Raw genomic sequence first — 18,906 nt, forward strand, 5'->3', positions numbered from 1 at the left:
ATATAGCCTCCCTTTTTTACACATGAAATATTGGAATATTCTTTCTTTCATTATAGAGCATACAAATAAAAGGATGGTGTGAAATTACAATTCATACCATCTTTTTGAATAACTATTTTATTTTAAAAAGGAAAAAGGAGATAGATTAACCTTTTATATACGAGACAAATGAATCGCCTGTTGCAGACGAGAGACTCCTTCAGTAATGTGATTTATATCTACTTTTCCATAAGATAGACGAATATAACCATCTTTTGCACCGAAAATACTGCCGGGCATAAAAGAAACTTGTTGTTTTAAACTTTGTATAATTAACTGTTTTTCATTGATAGGTTGATGTAATTTTCCCCATATATAAATTCCCCCTCTTGGTATAGAGAATGAGAGTTCTTCGTGAAGTGAGTGTTGCAATGCATCTATTAAAACATCTCTTTTTTGTACTAACTTTGAACGTAGTTGCTGTAAATGTGTTTCAAACGGAACGGTTTCAAAAAATTGCTGCATAAGCCATTGCGGGAAAATACTTAAGCCTAATTCCATTTGATGTCGTGCATCTGATAAGCGTTCAACAACGGATTGAGGAGCAACGAGCCAACCGATTCGTAATCCTGGTGCTATCATTTTCGATAGGGAATGAACATAAATGACTGTTCCATTTGTATCAATTGATTTTAAGGTTGAACATGTTTGTTCTTTCTTTTCTAATGTTAATAAACTAGATGGATCATCTTCAACAATCGCAATACGTAAATCTGCACATAAAGATAACAGAGCTTCTCTTCTTTTTGGATGTAGAAGCGTTCCGGTTGGATTTTGGTAATTTGGATTTAAGAAAATCATTTTAATCCGATGTCTACGGTAAAGCTCTTCTACATCATCGGGATTAATCCCGTGTTCATCAACAGGTAATGGGAAAATACGAATGCCAGCCGATTGGAAAAGAGGCAACGAATAACAATGCGATGGACTTTCAAATGCTACTGCATCACCTGGATTTAATAAACATTGCACAATAAGATGCAGTGCTTGCTGGGCGCCGGAAGTAATCATAATCGATTGTTCTGTTGCATCAATTTGTAAATGCTCCTTCATATATGTAGCAACAGTTTGTCGTAATGGTAGAAAGCCTTGTGGATGATCATAACTTAATGATTGTGTTAACGGTTGTTCGTGTAAAATTGCTTGTAATTGCTGGTGCGGAAACAAATCGCATCCAAGTTCTCCATTAGCAAAATCAATGATACTTTCATTTTGCTGCACTTGCTCACGAATATAACGAAGAAGTGGTAAGTTAGGTAAAAATGTCCCGCCCTCTACAAACCCTCTCCAATTCGGTGTGAATTTTGGTGATACGCCCCACATATGTGTGCTGACACGCGTTCCTTTTCCGGTCGTACTTTCAACAATTCCCATTGCACGTAGTTCGTTATAGGCTGTCGTAATTGTACTTCGATTCACATGGAGATGCTCTGCTAGCATACGTTCTGACGGAAGAAAACTGCCAGGTGGAAGCTCACCGTACAAAATACGTCTTTCAATATAATCAACAACTTGTTGATAAATTGGAATTTTACTATCAGTATCTAATGTCCATTTCATTTGTAGCGTCTCCTTTTTTTTCATTAAAACCATTATAGCAAATTGGCTGGGTAAAAAAACAGCCAATTGGATGGTGTTTCATTGGGCCAATTTTACTATCCTTAATGAGGGAAGGAGAGGTTTTGATGAAACAAAGGAAAATGGAAGTGCTCCTGATGTTAGTTGCTTTAGTATGGGGAGCAAACTATACGATAGGAAAATATGGAGTGGCATATATGTCATCCTTTCAATTTAATAGTATGCGTTTTTTAGTGGCATCTCCAGTTTTATTGCTAATTACTTTTATTATGGAACGCTCATTACGTATCGAGAAAAAAGACTGGCTTAGACTTTTGACGGTGGGTATTGTAGGGACTACTTTATATCAAACACTGTTTATGCTTTCCGTAAAATATACATCTGCGACGAACGCTTCATTATTGATTGCAATGTCACCGATTTTTACGGGGATTTTAGCGGTCTTACATAAACAAGAACGCTTTTCTTTAAAAATCCAAGTTGGATCACTGCTGTCATTTAGCGGAGCAGCACTTGTGTTATTAACAGGCCATACGAATCAGTCTGCATATGAATATGCGTGGATTGGAAATCTTATTGGATTAGCTGCAGCGATTGCGTGGGGCTGGTATCCGATTCTGGCACAGCCGCTTATTACGAAATATTCAGCAATGCGCGTAACTGCCTGGTCGACTTTGGTAGGAATTGTTCCACTTGTAGTTTACTGTTTTATAAATGTCGGCTCTTTAGCGTGGCCAACTGACATGTTAAGCTGGGGGTCATTAGGGTACTCTATTAGTTTTGCGACAATCTTTGGACTTGCAATGTGGTATGTTGGAATTAGTAAAATTGGTTCAACAAAAGTAATGGTTTATATGTATCTTGTTCCGTTATTCGCTGTTATATTTGCAGCCGTAACGATTGGCGAACAGGTAAACATGATACAGTCGTTCGGTGGATTGGTTATTTTCGCTGGATTATATGTTGTGAAAAAAGGAACAGTGAAGAAGCCAGTATTTAAATTAAAGAAGATAAGTTAGTATGGAAATGACTACACCGTGAGAGGTGTGGTCATTTTTTTGTGTTTAGAAAAGAGTTTTAATTTTTTGAATTGAAGGAAATGAACAGGAAGTAATATAATGGAAGGAGTACCATAGGTAAGCGTATTTTCGCTGGAATTATACTCCTTACCAAACTTCTAAATGATGAGTAGTTACAATAAAATTAAACTTACTTTTTGTGGAATAAAAGAGCCGGAAAAAGTAATTATTTTTGTTTGTGTACTAACGTTGCTTGCTTCACAGCCCATTGTTGATGATCGTGAACAAGCAACTGCTGTGCTTCAGAAGAAGATACCCAATACAGGATATAGTCATCTTCCTTAGGCACATGCTTTTCTCGTGTTTTGCTACATATGTAAAAATATCCATCATTTAAATAGTAAACGCCTTCTTTTTCAGCATAAAAGTAACGCTCAGCATTTCCAATATACTGCTGCACTTCAATTGCCCAGCCTAATTCTTCTAATAGTTCACGATGTAAGCAGCTTTCTTTTGTTTCATTATTTTCTATTCCACCGCCAGGTAAAAAGTATCTTATTCCTTTTTGGAGAACGGCTATTTTACTAGTATCTTCATTAAAAATAATTGCATAAGAGCTTGGTCGTGAGATGTATTCTATATGTTGCTTTTTCTCGCCAAAAGAAGGTTTTATGTGCATGTTTTTCACCTAATTTCATTTGTTTTAATTGAATTATCTCATATGATGATAGGAATCTGAAAAAATGAATTTTTAGTTAAAAAGGAAAATGCATCTCAATATTTAATAACATAAGTATAACTGGAAAAAGAGAGGACATGACATATGTACATAAGAAAAATTAGGTCTGAGGACTATACTACAATTCATTCTGTTATTAATGATTGGTGGGGTGGGAGACCGATGGCGGATATGCTGCCAAAGCTCTTTTTTGTTCATTTTCAAGAAACTAGTTTTATTGTTGAAATAGACAATGAAATTGCCGGATTTTTATGTGGATTTTTCTCGCAAACTTTTAAAGATGAAGCATACGTTCATTTTATCGGTGTGAATCCGCAATTTAGAAGACAAGGAATTGCATCGGCATTGTATTCTTCTTTTTTTGATGCAGTTCGTTCCAATGGTCGTCACGTTGTAAAAGCAATAACATCTCCGGTTAACAAAAAATCTATTCAATTTCATCGTGAGATTGGATTTGATATTGAAAGAGGAGATGATGAAATAGAGGGAGTGTCTGTACATACAAACTATGATGGAAAAGGTGGAAGTCGAGTGTTATTTGTAAAGTATATATAAGTGATGTAAGTAGCAAAACGATATAAAATTTTTAATAAAAATCAATATAAAAGGAAATATAAGGAGGGTTGAAATTATATTTCGAAAGGAAAGATCGCAAATGAACAAAGTTTTATACATTACTGCAAATCCAAAAACACCAGATCAATCATATGGACTATCAGTTGGACAAGCTTTTTTAGAGGTATATCGTAGCGAGGCTCCAAATGATGAAATTATTGAACTTGACTTATATAAAACTAATATTCCTTACATTGATGCTGATGTATTTAGTGGATGGGGAAAGCTACAACAAGGGACAGCGTTTGAAAATCTTTCTGCAGAAGAGCAAAATAAGGTCGTTGCAATTAATAAATTAACAGATCAATTTGTAGAAGCGGATAAATATGTATTTGTAACACCGATGTGGAATTTTAGCTTTCCACCGCTTATGAAAGCGTATATTGATACAATTTGTATTGCAGGAAAAACATTTAAGTATACAGCAGAAGGTCCTGTTGGTTTGTTATCTGGTAAAAAGACCGTTCATATTCAAGCACGCGGTGGTATATACTCAGAAGGACCAGCAAAAGAAATGGAATTTGGAGATCGTTATCTTCGGGCCATTATGAGTTTTGTTGGAATTACAGATGTGCAATCTATTTTTGTAGAAGGTATGAATCAAATGCCGAATGAAGCAGAAAATATTAAAGAAAAAGCAATTGCACAAGCGAGAGAAATTGCAAAAAAATTTGCGGAATAATTAGAAAAAAGCCCACAAATTTCTTATAATGGAATTTGTGGGTTTTTTATTTGTCAGATAGATATGGGGAGGAAATCGGGATGGATATTGTTTTTGCAGATAATGGGAAACGTTTTAATTATCGCGTAGCAGCTGTATGTATAGAAAATGGAAGAGTTCTTCTTCATCGCGGGAAGGGAGATAGCTTTTGGTGTTTACCTGGGGGAAGGGTTCAAATGCTTGAAAATAGTGAAACAGCCTTAAAAAGAGAGTTAAGAGAAGAACTAGAAGTGGCTGCAAATATAAAACGATTACTATGGGTTGTTGAGAAGTTTTTTACATATGACAACCATAAATTTCATGAAATATGTTTTTACTACGAGACAAGTTTAGAAGATTGTTCGATTCCGAAAACGGGTTCTTTCATAAGAGAGGATGGCGGGCGAGAGTTTGAATTTCAATGGGTACCAATAGAGGAACTGCATCTTTTTCATACACAACCGGCTTTTTTAAAAACAAAGCTAAAACATTTACCTGAGTGTGTGGAACATATTGTGACAACGTAAAGAAATAGGGAAATGTATGATAAAAAAGAGGATATAAAGGTATCCTCTTTTTTACGTGATGGAATGACCCATTACATATTAAAAGTAGCGGAAATCTCCTTATTTCACTTCAGCCATTGGTAAGTTTTCATGCTTAACGAAACACGCTGCAAGTAAGCCTAGACCGAGTATGGCTGCAAGTAGAATAAACGTCGTAGTGAAACTGAAAGCTTTCATAAATGTAAAAGAGATAATTGGACCAAAACTTGTTCCGGTAAATAAAATGACTGTGTACATTGATATTGCAATACTACGAGCTTTACCTCCTAATTGACCAACAAGAGAAACTAAAGAAGGTACGGAGAGTGCAATGCCACTTACAAAGACTATACTCATTACTGTTAAAAAGAATATGTTTGTAAGAAAGCCCATCGAAGCTAGGGCGAAAATGGAGAGAAGTAGCGCCCACCGAAGTACAAACAGTACGCTAAAACGTTTTGCTAATTTACCTGCTAGTGGAGACAATATCATTCCTAGGACCCCGAATGAACGAATATAAAGAAGTTCGTGATTGTTCATTTGGAAAGGTAGATTAGTTAAATATTGTCCTAAGGTGGTGTACATACTAACGAAAGACATGAGTAGAACAAACGCTATTACATAACTAAATATTAGATTTTTATTAGTAAAGACAATGCCGAGTTGCTTCATTGGCTCCCAAATATTTTTCTTTTGATTATGACTTATACTTGTTGGTAGTAACCAGAACACTATTGATGCAGTAAGAATATAAACTGCAGAAAGGGAGTAAAAAACAAATTGCCAATGAAATTGTTGGCTTACGTAAGCACTAAACACTTGACCGACGATTCCGGCAACGAGGAATCCTGTACTAATAAAACCAACAGCACCAACCTTTCTTTCGTTAGGGAATACTTCTAGTGTGTACGCTAACGCTACTGGTGAAAATGTTGCAGCAGCTAAACCTTGTAGACCTCTTAATACAACAATATATGAGAAAGAATGAACCATTCCAAGCAGTAATGAAATGACACTTAAAGAAATTAGTCCAATGCATATAATGTTTTTGCGGCCATATTTTTCAGAAATCGCACCGTAAATAAAACATCCACTAGCAAAACCTATTGAAAATATACTAGAAGTTTTAGCTGCTTGCGATAGAGAAACATGAAAATTATCACTAAACATGGTAATGAGTGGGATACTTACATATAAACTGGACATAACAACCATTCCAGTCCAGCATAATATGAGTGTCATAAGATTATAGTTGTGCTGTTTTTCAAAATCAATCGCGATCATAAAATCACCTTCACCTTTATTTTAATTATATTAACTTATAGTTAGATAACCTAATTAAATGGTCGAAAAAGAGCTACTATCGCTTTGGATAGGTAGCTGTTAATTGTTATTTATCGCCCAATTCCAAGTCGTACTTGCATATTTTCATTTAATTTCTTGATGATTTTCTCAAATACTTGGCGCTCAGTAGGATCTAATTCATCAAAAATAGAGGCACAAACGGACCAATATGTTGGCAATACTTTTTCAACAAACGTACGGCCTTCTTCGGTAATACTGACATGGATTTTTCTACGATCAAACGAGCTGGGTTTTCGTGTAACAAAGTTTCTTTTTTCCAACCAATCAATCATAGAAGTTGCAGATGCCCGCCTAATTCCTAAACGTTCAGCTATTGCTGAAGGAGTTATCACTTTGTTATCATGCAGAGTTATTAAGATTAGCAAATCAAGTTTGCTTTCTGTAATCCCGAAGTGAGCTAATTCTTGATCCATTACATCTAAGATATTATCGCTTAACCATAACATGATTAAGCCCATAGAGGCATCATTACGGTTTGTACTTGATGATGCAGAGTGATTAATAAGGTCTAAATAAGGGTGAATACCCAATTTTGGTAAGGTATCATCTGAATATGTTCCTTTTCCGTTCTTACGCATTTTCGTTATGTCTACTCCTTTGATTAGATTACCTAACTATAATCTATTCTAACTACCAGAAAGGAATTACGCAAGAGGAATTGTAGAGAAATTCATCCTTTTTTTAGGGGCTGTTATTTTAGAAGGAGAAAGATAATAAATTAGAGCATGTTTTGATTAAATCTTAATTTCTAAATTTAGACAGCAATAAGCCAAAAAAATAATGATGGCAGTTTTCACTTAATAAAATAAAGGAGAGCACATGTTGTAAATGACTAATGCATACTCTCCTTTATTTTTTACATTGCTTTCATGGAAGTCTTGAAAGCTTTTTATATTATTTTTTCTTATTAACTACCTTTTTGTAGTTATATAATGTATGCGCTTCTGTTTTGAATTGCTGAAGAAGGGTGCTATCTTCTTTCTCTCCATACCTGGCAGTACTATATGCTTCTATAATAATGTTGGACTGAATATATATGTCTTCTTCAGTTCCAAGTCTTTCCATCCACTGTTCTACTGTTTCACCACGTTGCCGATTTAAGGGCGGTTTTAATTTTTTTTCAAGTTTAAAAATTTCTTTGCGAATTGCATTATTTGGTGGTCGTAACTTTCGGTTTCGTTTTTGTATATTTTCTTGTTCTGGACCAACAACGATAGGTTCATAGGAAGACATACGCCCAAATGGGATTTCATGACGCTTTTTATATAGTTTCCGAATCACATATATCGCAATAACTACAATAATCAAGATGGTAATACATTGGATAATGAAAGGATTATATTCATTTCCTGGAAGCGGTGGAGGCACCAAATTACCTTGCGTCAAATTACTATTTAAAGAAACGTCTGTCTGCTTCCGTTCAGCTGCTAGAAATAGTGGTTTTAATATATATCCCAATCCTAAAGCAATCCATTGAAGGGCATAAGTAATACCAGTTCGTACGTAAGAGAGTAAAGGGATGAATAATAAGACAATAATCCCAATAGCTGTAATTGAGAATAAACGCAACATTTGTTGGTTCCGATTGAAACTTGTAATCCATAATGTTAGGAATGTATGCAAAATAAGTAATCCTATTTCCCATATGTTTGGAAGTTGCATATGGAGAAGAATCGAACAAAAGGACCATAGAAATGCTCCTAATAATTTATGAAATGGTGAAACATCATCTTTTGCATACACAAGAAAAAAGAAAAACGGTAATAATACGGAACTTATTGAAGAAAATAACGCCAATGAATAGCAAACAATGATTTGTAGAATGAATAGTGCTACGAACCATGTTTTTTTCTTTTGTCCAATCTTCAAAATAGGTAGTAAACAAATATGACTAACTAGCAGAAATAAAATAATGAGTACAATTTCTCCTTTTTCAGTTAATAAAGAGAGAAGGAGAAGAAGAATAAAATCATTAACGTACCGTAGCCATGTATTCAAGCTGTTCCACCACTCCTTCATCGTGAACAATATATGTTGGCTGCATTGTATGAGGGATATTATGTTTAAGGATGCCAAGGAAAAACATCGTAGACGACCTCACTCTTTTTCGCATCATATAATGCAGAAAACCCTCTCTCGGCAGTAATGTGTTATCTTCTGAAATACGTGCAAGTTCTTCCAATGCCTTTGCATAATGCATGGGACCTTCATTTAGTGTCAAGTGCAGCGGCCCATCTTCTGCTAAAATACTAATAAATAATTCAAAGGGAATTTTCTTTTTTGTTGCAATTTGACAAATGTATGTCGCATAGGAAATCAAGTCTTCTATATTTTCTTTCCATCCAATTCCTCGTTCTGATGCAAGGGATATGCAGATGGTCCAGCTATAATTTTTTACAGCTTCATATTGCTTTGCTTGTAAGCTTTGCATTTTCGCTGATGCTTTCCAATGGATGGAACGAAATGACTCCCTTTCATACTGTTTTACTCCGACAATTGACGTTTCATCATGAAAAAAAGAAAAATTTGTTCTGTAAGTGCCTAGTAATAGTTGCTGTATTTCTTGTAACCCCGCAACTTGCTTCGGGTTAGGATAGACAATAATTTCTGTTTTTAATTTATGCATAACGGGTAAATGAGCTTGAATGATGTTAAAGGGATCACCAATGATGCATTCAAACTGTTCAATTTGGAAAACGCCTCGCCTTGTCGCTGTGAACGATAAATCCCATATATTCTGTGAGCGAGCACGTTGTGAAAATGGGAAAGAAAAGAGCGTTTTTGATATTTGATCTAGACCATCGCTTGGCTGCATAACGAGCGACGGATTAATATGAAAAAAACATTTCCCATTCACTAGCGGTAATTTTGCTTCATTTTGTAACGCAACGGATAGTTGTCCGTTTTCTTCAGGAAACAATCTTGTTGTTTGTTTTTTATTCATAATTTGAAAGTGGTCTTCTATGTAAGTGACATACCGATAAATAAAAAAAGAAAATATATAATAAAACAGCATCAGATATACGATATATGACTGCGGTAAAAAAAATGTGAACAACAGTGCAATCGGGAGCGTTAATTGTGCGACACGTTTCCTCATAAGTGTGTAAACACGAAATAGGAGGGTTATCAATTTGATAACAACAACTGATTGACTGAAAGTAGGAATGAAAGCCGTCAGGTTGAGCTGAAACTACTTATCTGATACTCCTACATGCAAGGCGTGATAGTAGTCATAAATTGTATGAAGCTAGGTGAAGTCGGCTGAACAAAACCTAAGTGAGAAATCATATGGTAATGGATAGGTCGGGATGCTACAAAATATCTATGGTGAGAATGTCCAAATGGACTGGCAAACTTGCGAATGTACGGGTCTAAACGCTTAATACATTAGAAATGTGTATGTCGTCAATGACGACGTTATCTACCGAAAAGTAAGAGTAATTAATATGAAATTCGGAACATCTAACAATGAGGATGTAAAGATAACAGGCTTAAAGCAAGCACCTAAGGATATATGTATAGCTAAGTCAATCGGAACGTGGTAAGCAAGAAACTGTCACTAACGTCTACTAACAGACAGGTGTATATAAGGTTCTAACGAACCGAAAATACTTCATTCTTGTGAAGGTGGGGACACAGTACCGACGAAGCATGTAACAAATGTGGAGGGATAGTCCCTAGTCTTGTTCTTTGAAAACTAAATTAACTAGATGTAACTCACAGGATCGAGTAAGATGATGGGACTTTTCGTAAGAAAGGGGATTTAATACATCGGTGAGTACAACATTACGACATGCAGAATACTACGATATGCAAAAAGTGTTCGATGATTTATATCAACGTAGCAAAAACAATGCTACTAAAGGAATAAATTTATATAAACACATCATATCAAAAGAAAATATTCTACTGGCATATAGAAACATAAAGGCTAACACTGGCTCTAAAACTGAAGGAACAGATGGTATCACAATCGACCATTATAAAATGAAAGACGTAGATTCTTTCGTTGATAACATAAGAAATGCTCTTATAGACTACAAACCAAACGCGGTACGTAGGGTAGAAATACCCAAACCAAATGGAAAGAAACGCCCATTAGGAATACCTACAATGAGAGATAGATTGATTCAACAAATGTTCAAACAGATTCTAGAGCCAATATGCGAAGCAAAATTCTACAAGCATTCATATGGGTTTAGACCCAATAGGTCAACACATCATGCGATGGCTAGGTGTCAATTCTTGATGAACCGTGGGGGATATAGTCACGTAGTTGATATTGATATACAAGGTTTCTTTGACAACGTAAACCACTCCAAATTACTAAAACAACTATATAACATAGGTATAACTGATAGAAGAGTGCTGACAATCATCTCGAAAATGTTAAAAGCACCAATCAAAGGAGAAGGCATTCCTACAAAAGGCACTCCGCAAGGAGGAATTCTAAGCCCATTACTAAGTAATGTTGTATTGAATGACCTAGATTGGTGGATATCTAGTCAGTGGGATAATATCAAAACAAGAAAACCATATACACTACCAAATAAAAACTATCATCTATCAAAAACAAAATTGAAGAGAATGTATATAGTTAGGTATGCAGATGATTTTAAAATATTTACAAACAATCACAAATCTGCAACTAAAATATTCCATGCAGTGGAAGGTTATCTCGAGAATCAATTAAACCTTAACATATCTAATGAAAAATCAACTATAACTAACCTAAAAAGAAAATCTTCGGATTTTCTGGGGTTCTCTATTAAATTCGTTAAAAAGCGCAAAAGATATGTGGCAAACACACATGTAAGCGAGAAAAAGAAAAAGGATATCCTTGAAAAATCAAAAATAAGGATTAAAGCAATTCAAAAGAATCCATCAGGGAAAACAGTGCAGGACTATAACTCTTACGTGCTTGGCATTAAAAACTATTACAAAATTGCAACACATGTAACTATAGACTTTGCTGAAATAGCCTTTCGTCTCTCGAAAACTTTGTTTAATCGTCTAAAATCAATAGGGAAATATAAGATTCCTACCAATGCAAATGCATTATACAAAAGAACTCACAGGAATAATTATAGAACCTTTGAAATAGCAGGTAATCATGTATATCCACTAGCGGACATACAAACAAGATTCCCTCAAAGTTTCAGTCAAGACATATGCAACTACACTATAAAAGGAAGACAAAAGCTCATCAAAAGCCTAAAAGGTAACATTGCCAATGAAATGCAGAAGATGTTGCTATCCCCCAATAAAGGGCAGAGCGTGGAATACACAGATAACAGAATATCAAGATATTCCATGCAAAATGGCAAATGCGCCGTCACAGGAATCTTTTTACTAGCTGAAGATGTGCATTGCCATCATAAACTACCAAGAGATATGGGAGGAACTGATGAATTCAACAACCTAATTATTGTGTATGAATTTGTCCACAGACTGATACACGCTACAAATGTAGAGACGATTAGAAAATATATGAGATTACTTCAACTAAGTGATAGTCAATTGAAGAAAATAAACAAACTTCGTAAAGTTTGTAATCTAGTTACTTTAGTATAAAAGGATAAGATGGGGCGCTGTATGCGATGAAAGTCGCACGTACAGTGCTAAGCGGGGGAAAAGATGGAGATAACTTCAAAGTCTTACCTATCGCAACTAATGATATGAGTTTGAAATAATAATGGGATGGAGACGAGACGTTGACCATTCATGCTTGCTCAATCTCCACCGGTACATCCACCTCTTTTAAAATTGCTTCTATAATCTCTCGTTTTGTTGTACGAAGAGCACCTTCCATAGATAAAATAATACGATGCTTCCAAATGTAAGGAAGTAGGATTTGTACGTCTTTTGGTGTACAAAATTCGCGATTACGTAAAAAGGCAAGAGCTTGAATTGCCCTCACTAAAGCGAGTGTTCCACGCGGACTAATTCCATTTGCAATGAAATCATGATTACGAGTTGCATTTGCAAGTTTGATAATGTAGCTTTCTATAGGTTCTGAAACATGAACATCCTTTACTTTATTTTGTACGTGGATTATATCTTCTAGTGAGATAATTGGATGAAGTTCATCTAACGGTTTGTTCGTTCGAAAACGTCGCATCATTTGAAGTTCTTCTTCTGAAGTAGGATAGCCAATCGAAACAGTCATTAAAAAGCGATCAAGCTGGGCATCTGGAAGAGGAAATGTTCCTTGAGATTCAATTGGATTTTGCGTTGCGATTACGAAAAACGGTTTTGGAAGAGGGGTGGAGTGCTTTTCAAGTGTTACTTGTCTTTCTTCCATTGCTTCTAATAAACTGGATTGTGTACGTGGCATCGCGCGGTTAATTTCATCTGCTAATAATAAATTTGTCAAAACAGGACCAATACGCAGTTCAAATTCACTTGTTTTCGGATTAAAGTATTCAATACCCGTTACATCACTCGGTAATACATCAGGTGTGAATTGTACACGCGAAAATTGCCCGCCAATACTTTTCGCAATTGTTTTTGCCAGCAATGTTTTTCCTGTTCCAGGTACATCCTCTAATAAGACGTGTCCATCTGCTAATAAAGAAACGAGAAGGAGATCGATTACATTTTCTTTTCCAACAAAAACAGAAGAGATATTCTCTTTTAATTTATGTATCATTTGTTTCTTCCTTTCTAGTACAATCTTTTTGAATATTTTAACAAAATTTTCTGAAAAATAAAACTATTTTTCGTTATACAACAATGTAGACCATCTCTTAATGAAGAGATATAAAAATGAGAAGCCCTAGGATAAAGGGCTTCTTGTAATTTGTTTTTGTAGTATGGAACAAAGTTGTTTTCTTACATTTTTATCATAAATATCTCGAAATTGTACCCATTCATCGTTGAAGTAAATCGCGATGTGAGAGCTGAAGAAATAAGGATGCTCTTTTACTTCCTTGACATTTTCGTAAATGTATTCTTCATATCGCATAGGATTATAGTTGTCTTTTTCTTTATATATAAACAGCAGCCTATTATTTGTTATTACTATTACTCCCGGTACGGAAGGCCCATTATGTAGAAATAAAGATAGAGAACATTGTGTGTGATAAAGGATCATTTCATCTTTGTGAAGTAGGTTTTTTACTGTATTTTGTAATGTTGACATTGTATTCAGTCCTTTCTGTATATTATGATTATATCATGTGCGTTTGTACGATTTAGAAAAAAGTAATGAATAATAGGGGGGGTTTTATGGTTGAAAAACGCGATTATATTCGTTTCATCCGAGAGAAAGTGGGGTCTGAACGGATTTTTCTTAATTTTGCAGGTGGACTTATTTGTAACGAGGAAGGCGAAGTACTTTTGCAAAAACGAGGAGATAGGAATGCGTGGGGGTTTCCTGGCGGCGCAATGGAACTTGGTGAATCTGCCGAAGAGACAGCCATTCGTGAAGTATATGAAGAAACAGGGTTAAAGGTAACGGTTGAACACTTAATTGGGGTGTATACAAAATATTTCGATGAATATCCAAATGGAGATCAAGCGCAGACGATCGGATTCTTTTTTCAATGCAAGCCAGTAGGTGGGTCTTTAAAAGCAGATGGCAAAGAAACATTAGAGCTTAAGTATTTTCCAGTTGACGAATTCCCGCCACTCTTTGTGAAACAGCATGAAGATGTTTGGGAAGATTGGCTTTCGAATAAGAAGGGGTGTTTTAGATAAAGTGAAACTACCTTCAGTATAGAGTTTTACTACCTGTTAATGTCAGATAAATGTAGTAGAGGTGAGACACTTTTAATGAAAAAAATCTTTAAAAATCAGCATCGAAGGTTAGAAAGTAGGTCACCTTTTTGGATGCAATCTGCTAAAAATCGAGATGTGGTTCTTAAAGCTATTGCGAAACTAGAACAAAAGGAAAAAGCCTTCAAATAAGTGAAGGCTCTCTTTTAGATGATAAGTTAATATGTCCATCATTTAAAAACTAAAATGATTGATTTTGTGCGGGTTTAATAAATTGCTCTGGATTTTCAATTAATCCACACGCAGCGCATTGTACACGATATGTAGGACCTTGGTAGGCCATATGAAATGCACTTATATTATCATTTGTATATTCTTCTTCAATTTGGCCAGTCTGTGGATTTAATTTTACTGGTTTTACTGATTGTTCAATAATGTTGAATCGTGTGCGGTTTGTTTTACAATTTGGACAAAGCATTGGTTCCATTTTAACACACCTCCATCGTTAGCATTTGTAACTATGAAGGTATTTATTCACGAGGAAATTTTAGAAAGGATTTTTGCGTATTTTGTCAAATAGAGTAAGGATGTGAAGGAGGAAGAAATGTGAAACTTCAAATGAAATATATCATTTTATATGCGAAGCAATATGAGGACTGTATTCGTTTTTATCGTGATATATTACAGCTACCGATTAAAGGGGAGCACGGTACATATATTGAATTTGATACAGGCTCTACCATTTTGGCAATCAATAGGAGAGATGATGTTCGAGAGTTAACTGGATTACCAATTCCGAAGGCGTTATCGGAATCATCTACATTTGAAATTGGATTTGTGGTCGACGATGTTACGGAAACGATACATAACTTCAAAAAACATGGGGTAAAGGTGTTAGTAGAGCCTATTACAAAACCATGGGGGCAAACCGTTTCCTACATTTGTGATCCAGATGGAAATTATATTGAAATTTGCAGTTCATTAGACTGAGGAGGAAAGGGCATGGAGAAGTTTCCTAGTTTAGAAACAGATCGTCTGCATTTAAGAGAATTAACGTTAGTCGATGCAGATGCAATGTTTCATTATTTTGCAAAAGAGTCTGTTATTCGTTATTTTGGAATGGATTCGTTTCAAAATGTTGAAGAAGTAAAAAATGTTATTAAAAACTTTAGGAGCAGATATGAAGAAGGATCTGCATTTCGCTGGGGAATTGTCTTGAAAGGAACAGATCAACTTATTGGAACGTGCGGCTTTCATTTAATTAATAATAAACATAAACGAGCTGAAGTTGGTTATGAATTAGATGAAACGTATTGGGGAAAAGGATATGCAATAGAAGCGCTGCAAGCTATTTTGAAATATGCATTTGAAACACTTTACTATTTACGCATTTCAGCACTTGTGTATCCGAAAAATACATCATCCCGCAAATTATTACAAAAGGCAGGTTTTAAAGAAGAAGGGTTACTTCGAAAATATATGATTCAAAATGAAGTAGCGCACGATGCGATTATGTATTCGCTGCTACAGGAGGAGTGGGTAACATCACTTCAAGGTACGATGAACACGTAAAAATGAAAAAAGATAATCTGAAATCTGAACTGTACCCTATAAAATGGACGGTTTAACAAAAAATTATAAATAAAAACAAAAAAGCATTAGATATAATATTATTCTCTTTAGGCAGACAGTGTAAAAAGACCATACACACATGGATGTTACACTATTACTTGGAGGGGATTATTCTAACACTTTTCCAAATATCTGAAACCGAGAATTCAAAAACCGCTTACAAAATGAAGAACTCGTTACCGATATTACGGTAATGTATAAAATTCTGCATGTTTTATAATATCTGAAAGTAGGGTAATTCCTTGTTATAAAAGGATTCTCGACGATATCCAACTTTTTATAATGAGACGTTATGTTAACTTTACATGTATAGGATATACAAGATAAGAGTTAAGAAACAAAGAAAAAATGCTTCTCTTTATGGTGAAATTTGTTATAAAAGGAGGCGGAGTAAAATGATTGGTGGATTTATTACTTGTATAGTTGTTGCTTTAATTATGATTATTATAGGTTATCAAATTCATATAAAAAAGAAACTATGGCTCATTGCAGGTTATCAAGAAGAAACATTTGTGGGTAATAAAAAAAATTAGCAAAGATATTTGGAGTTTTTTCGTATGTTGTAGGAATCGCAACTTTTTTATTACCTTTTGGATTAGAGAGTATAGGAGATATTGTTGCCATTATTTACACTATATTAGTAGTTTTGGGAACAATATTAGTAATTGTATGGGGAAATATTATTAATAAACATTCATAAATTTAACTTCCGCTAACGATAATTATACGAACATGAAAGTCCTCCAGTTAAACAATCTGGAGGACTTTTAATAGTCTTCGAAATACATTAAATTCCAATGATGTTACGTTATGTTAACTTTACATGTATAGAATATACAGGATTCTTTGTTCAAATAAAGGTACAGAGTTATTGAAGAAGGAATTATCATTATGAAATAGTAAGTATGGAGGGAATTTATGAGGGGCAAACCAGAACTGAAAATAGAGACAGAAAAAGTTTACAAAACAAAGATGAACTCCAATAAAATGTTTATAGCACGCATTATACAAATACCTAAAGAAGAAAAACTAGACTTGGTTTTAGTTATTCAAAATCGTAAGAACAAAAGGATTATTTATAGAGAAGTCTTAGTCACAACAGACAATGATTATTATTCTTTTCGACTTGCACGGGGGAATATCCAATGGGTTTCTTTAAATACAGTTGCAGTATGGGATTGGATAGGTCATAAATTAGTGGAAGTATCAGCTATAACAGGAAAAGAAAATTATCGCATTTCTGATGAATATTCTTCAGCTTATCGGGAAAAAAGACCATAATTCCAACAGTCAGTACTTCCAATAACGTGAATTATGTATTTTTTGACCAGCGTGTTTTTTTCCAAAATGCTGATGGTACCTCTAGATGCAGAGTGCCGAAAAAAGTAAAGTAAACAAAAAATAACTCCAAAATCAACCCTTATTATATATTTTGGAGTTGCTTTACGTTTACCGTCTACAGATAGTACTGCTCTTTTTTGCATGAATTTCACGTCTTAATTGTATGAATTTTATAATTAAATCTCCAAGTGGAACCAGGAAAAATAATGATAAAACCTTTGGAACAGGGTGTTTATCGACAATACGCCCTGGTGATCTATGTATTCGGGAGTTAGGCTATTATTCACTAATGTTTTCTTAAAAAGAACTTGTAGTGATTGCTACAAGTTCTTTTTGTTAAACTCCGTTTTGTTTGTTAAGAGATATACCACACTTTTTATTCTTTACACGTTTGGATAGATTGTTGGTTGAGAAATGATTTGAATTTTTTCACATGAATCTCCAAAATGACAAATACCTGTAACATAAAAATGCTATAACAATTTTTAAATAGTAGTTTTTTATGATAAATACAGAGGTGACGTATGAAAGATAGTTTAGAATATACTCAGAAAAATGGACTAATAGTAAAGCCAATCCATTCTTTGAAACAATCAAAAAGAGGGATGTCCCGATGGAAGTTTAAGCGAGCATGTATCATTTTCCTTATAATCTTCATTTTCCCAATCGCTATTTATTTATATGCGTTTCAGTTTGAACCGAAATCATTGTCCATTACATGGACTGATATCGAAAGTCCTAATATTCCCAAAGGATTTCAAGGTGTAAAGATTGTACAGTTTTCAGACACACATTTCGGACCTAATTTTTCTCATGAGCAGCAAAAAAAGCTAGTCGATCAAATAAATGAACTGAAACCCGATATTGTAGTTTTTACAGGTGATTTAATTGATAAGTTTGCAGAGTATGGTTCTAAAAGAAAAGAAACACAAACGATTTTGTCACAAATTCATGCTCCTCTTGGAAAATATGCGGTATTTGGCAATCATGACCGCGGGGGAGGCGGAGGGTATTTGTACAAACAGTATATGGAGGAAGCGGGTTTTACTGTTTTGGCCAATGAAACGACAAAAATCAAGGCAAACAATGGTGACTATATTACGATTTCTGGTCTTGATGACTTTTTACTTGGCAAACCAAAGGTGCAACCTACCCTTCAGCATTTACAAGAAAAAGATTTTAACATACTGCTAGTGCATGAACCGGATACGGTAGATGAGGTTCTTGCATATCCAGTTGATCTACAACTATCTGGTCACAGTCATGGAGGACAAGTGCAACTTCCATTTATTGGTCCTATCATCACTACTAAATTAGCAGATCAATATGTAGAAGGATTGTATTCATTACAAGGGAAAACGAGACCGTTACAACTGTATGTAAATTGTGGTATTGGAACGACAAGAATGCCCTTGCGCTTTTTGAGTAAACCAGAACTCTCTGTCCTTTCATTAAGAAATTCATAACGTTAAGTTAAAATGAAAGATTTGTTAGATATGATGAAGTCAATCTTGCTATATTTAAAATTTGGTTGTAGTTAGGGGGATCCTGCTGACAAAAATGAATTACCCTAAAAGAATAAAAATAAGTCTTATTATTTTAAAAGACACC

General features: G+C 34.8%; 20 protein-coding genes and 1 pseudogene. 12 read left to right on the forward strand and 9 right to left on the reverse strand.

The features are described from left to right. Positions 1-153 precede the first annotated feature (153 nt). Positions 154-1,599: a PLP-dependent aminotransferase family protein gene (locus AB1280_RS05370; RefSeq protein ID WP_429755119.1), complete on the reverse strand. Its 1,446-nt coding sequence runs from the start codon at positions 1,597-1,599 to the stop codon at positions 154-156. Between the two features lie 125 nt (positions 1,600-1,724). Here AB1280_RS05370 and AB1280_RS05375 point away from each other — a divergent pair, with 125 nt between their 5' ends. Continuing rightward, a complete protein-coding gene (locus AB1280_RS05375; protein ID WP_429755120.1) occupies positions 1,725-2,636 on the forward strand; it encodes a DMT family transporter in 912 nt (303 codons plus the stop codon). Positions 2,637-2,862: 226 nt separating this feature from the next. Here the strand turns inward: AB1280_RS05375 and AB1280_RS05380 are convergent, their stop codons facing one another. Beyond that, entirely contained in the window at positions 2,863-3,315 is a 453-nt protein-coding gene (locus AB1280_RS05380; protein WP_429755121.1) for an NUDIX hydrolase, read from the reverse strand. Between the two features lie 144 nt (positions 3,316-3,459). On the opposite strand from AB1280_RS05380, the gene AB1280_RS05385 reads away from it, so the two are divergent. From AB1280_RS05385 to AB1280_RS05395, 3 genes are all read left to right on the forward strand, one after another. After that, positions 3,460-3,930 (forward strand): N-acetyltransferase family protein, encoded by a 471-nt coding sequence (locus AB1280_RS05385; protein WP_429755122.1) that lies wholly within the window; start codon positions 3,460-3,462, stop codon positions 3,928-3,930. 100 nt (positions 3,931-4,030) lie between these two features. Further along, positions 4,031-4,672, forward strand: coding sequence for an FMN-dependent NADH-azoreductase (locus AB1280_RS05390; protein WP_429755123.1), 642 nt, complete (start codon positions 4,031-4,033; stop codon positions 4,670-4,672). A gap of 80 nt (positions 4,673-4,752) precedes the next feature. Next, positions 4,753-5,217: an NUDIX hydrolase gene (locus AB1280_RS05395; RefSeq protein WP_429755124.1), complete on the forward strand. Its 465-nt coding sequence runs from the start codon at positions 4,753-4,755 to the stop codon at positions 5,215-5,217. 99 nt (positions 5,218-5,316) lie between these two features. Here the strand turns inward: AB1280_RS05395 and AB1280_RS05400 are convergent, their stop codons facing one another. The 4 genes from AB1280_RS05400 to AB1280_RS05415 form a co-directional block, all read right to left on the reverse strand. Next, positions 5,317-6,519 (reverse strand): MFS transporter, encoded by a 1,203-nt coding sequence (locus AB1280_RS05400; RefSeq protein ID WP_429755125.1) that lies wholly within the window; start codon positions 6,517-6,519, stop codon positions 5,317-5,319. Positions 6,520-6,629: 110 nt separating this feature from the next. Next, entirely contained in the window at positions 6,630-7,178 is a 549-nt protein-coding gene (locus tag AB1280_RS05405) for a MarR family winged helix-turn-helix transcriptional regulator (RefSeq protein WP_429755126.1), read from the reverse strand. 316 nt (positions 7,179-7,494) lie between these two features. Beyond that, complete coding sequence (locus tag AB1280_RS05410) at positions 7,495-8,598, reverse strand: DUF4018 domain-containing protein (protein ID WP_429755127.1); 1,104 nt, start codon at positions 8,596-8,598, stop codon at positions 7,495-7,497. After that, complete coding sequence (locus tag AB1280_RS05415; RefSeq protein ID WP_429755128.1) at positions 8,573-9,700, reverse strand: DUF58 domain-containing protein; 1,128 nt, start codon at positions 9,698-9,700, stop codon at positions 8,573-8,575. The genes AB1280_RS05410 and AB1280_RS05415 overlap by 26 nt, the downstream gene beginning before the upstream one ends. Before the next feature lie 677 nt (positions 9,701-10,377). Between AB1280_RS05415 and ltrA the strand changes: the two genes are divergently transcribed. Beyond that, positions 10,378-12,177 (forward strand): group II intron reverse transcriptase/maturase, encoded by a 1,800-nt coding sequence (ltrA, locus tag AB1280_RS05420; protein ID WP_429755129.1) that lies wholly within the window; start codon positions 10,378-10,380, stop codon positions 12,175-12,177. A 148-nt stretch (positions 12,178-12,325) separates the two neighbouring features. Here ltrA and AB1280_RS05425 read toward each other — a convergent pair whose 3' ends face one another. After that, a complete protein-coding gene (locus AB1280_RS05425; protein ID WP_429755130.1) occupies positions 12,326-13,255 on the reverse strand; it encodes an AAA family ATPase in 930 nt (309 codons plus the stop codon). Positions 13,256-13,381: 126 nt separating this feature from the next. Continuing rightward, complete coding sequence (locus tag AB1280_RS05430) at positions 13,382-13,747, reverse strand: PH domain-containing protein (RefSeq protein WP_429755131.1); 366 nt, start codon at positions 13,745-13,747, stop codon at positions 13,382-13,384. Positions 13,748-13,833: 86 nt separating this feature from the next. Here AB1280_RS05430 and AB1280_RS05435 point away from each other — a divergent pair, with 86 nt between their 5' ends. Together AB1280_RS05435 and AB1280_RS05440 are read left to right on the forward strand one after the other, a co-directional pair. Then, positions 13,834-14,304: an NUDIX hydrolase gene (locus tag AB1280_RS05435; RefSeq protein ID WP_429755132.1), complete on the forward strand. Its 471-nt coding sequence runs from the start codon at positions 13,834-13,836 to the stop codon at positions 14,302-14,304. Positions 14,305-14,379: 75 nt separating this feature from the next. Beyond that, positions 14,380-14,514, forward strand: a complete 135-nt coding sequence (locus AB1280_RS05440) for a hypothetical protein (RefSeq protein ID WP_429755133.1) — start codon at positions 14,380-14,382, stop codon at positions 14,512-14,514. Positions 14,515-14,563: 49 nt separating this feature from the next. On the opposite strand, the gene AB1280_RS05445 is transcribed toward AB1280_RS05440, so the two are convergent. After that, complete coding sequence (locus AB1280_RS05445; protein WP_429755134.1) at positions 14,564-14,809, reverse strand: DNA alkylation repair protein; 246 nt, start codon at positions 14,807-14,809, stop codon at positions 14,564-14,566. Between the two features lie 119 nt (positions 14,810-14,928). On the opposite strand from AB1280_RS05445, the gene AB1280_RS05450 reads away from it, so the two are divergent. From AB1280_RS05450 to AB1280_RS05470, 5 genes and pseudogenes are all read left to right on the forward strand, one after another. Then, entirely contained in the window at positions 14,929-15,312 is a 384-nt protein-coding gene (locus tag AB1280_RS05450; protein WP_429755135.1) for a VOC family protein, read from the forward strand. Positions 15,313-15,324: 12 nt separating this feature from the next. Continuing rightward, positions 15,325-15,894 (forward strand): GNAT family N-acetyltransferase, encoded by a 570-nt coding sequence (locus AB1280_RS05455; protein WP_429755136.1) that lies wholly within the window; start codon positions 15,325-15,327, stop codon positions 15,892-15,894. 455 nt (positions 15,895-16,349) lie between these two features. Continuing rightward, positions 16,350-16,654 (forward strand): annotated as a pseudogene (locus AB1280_RS05460) (DUF3784 domain-containing protein). A 218-nt stretch (positions 16,655-16,872) separates the two neighbouring features. Beyond that, positions 16,873-17,235: a hypothetical protein gene (locus AB1280_RS05465; protein ID WP_429755137.1), complete on the forward strand. Its 363-nt coding sequence runs from the start codon at positions 16,873-16,875 to the stop codon at positions 17,233-17,235. A gap of 584 nt (positions 17,236-17,819) precedes the next feature. After that, positions 17,820-18,761, forward strand: a complete 942-nt coding sequence (locus AB1280_RS05470) for a metallophosphoesterase (protein ID WP_429755138.1) — start codon at positions 17,820-17,822, stop codon at positions 18,759-18,761. The last annotated feature ends 145 nt before the right edge of the window (positions 18,762-18,906 follow it).

The sequence above is a fragment of the Bacillus sp. S10(2024) genome (assembly GCF_050473865.1).
Classification (GTDB): Bacteria; Bacillota; Bacilli; order Bacillales; family Bacillaceae_G; genus Bacillus_A.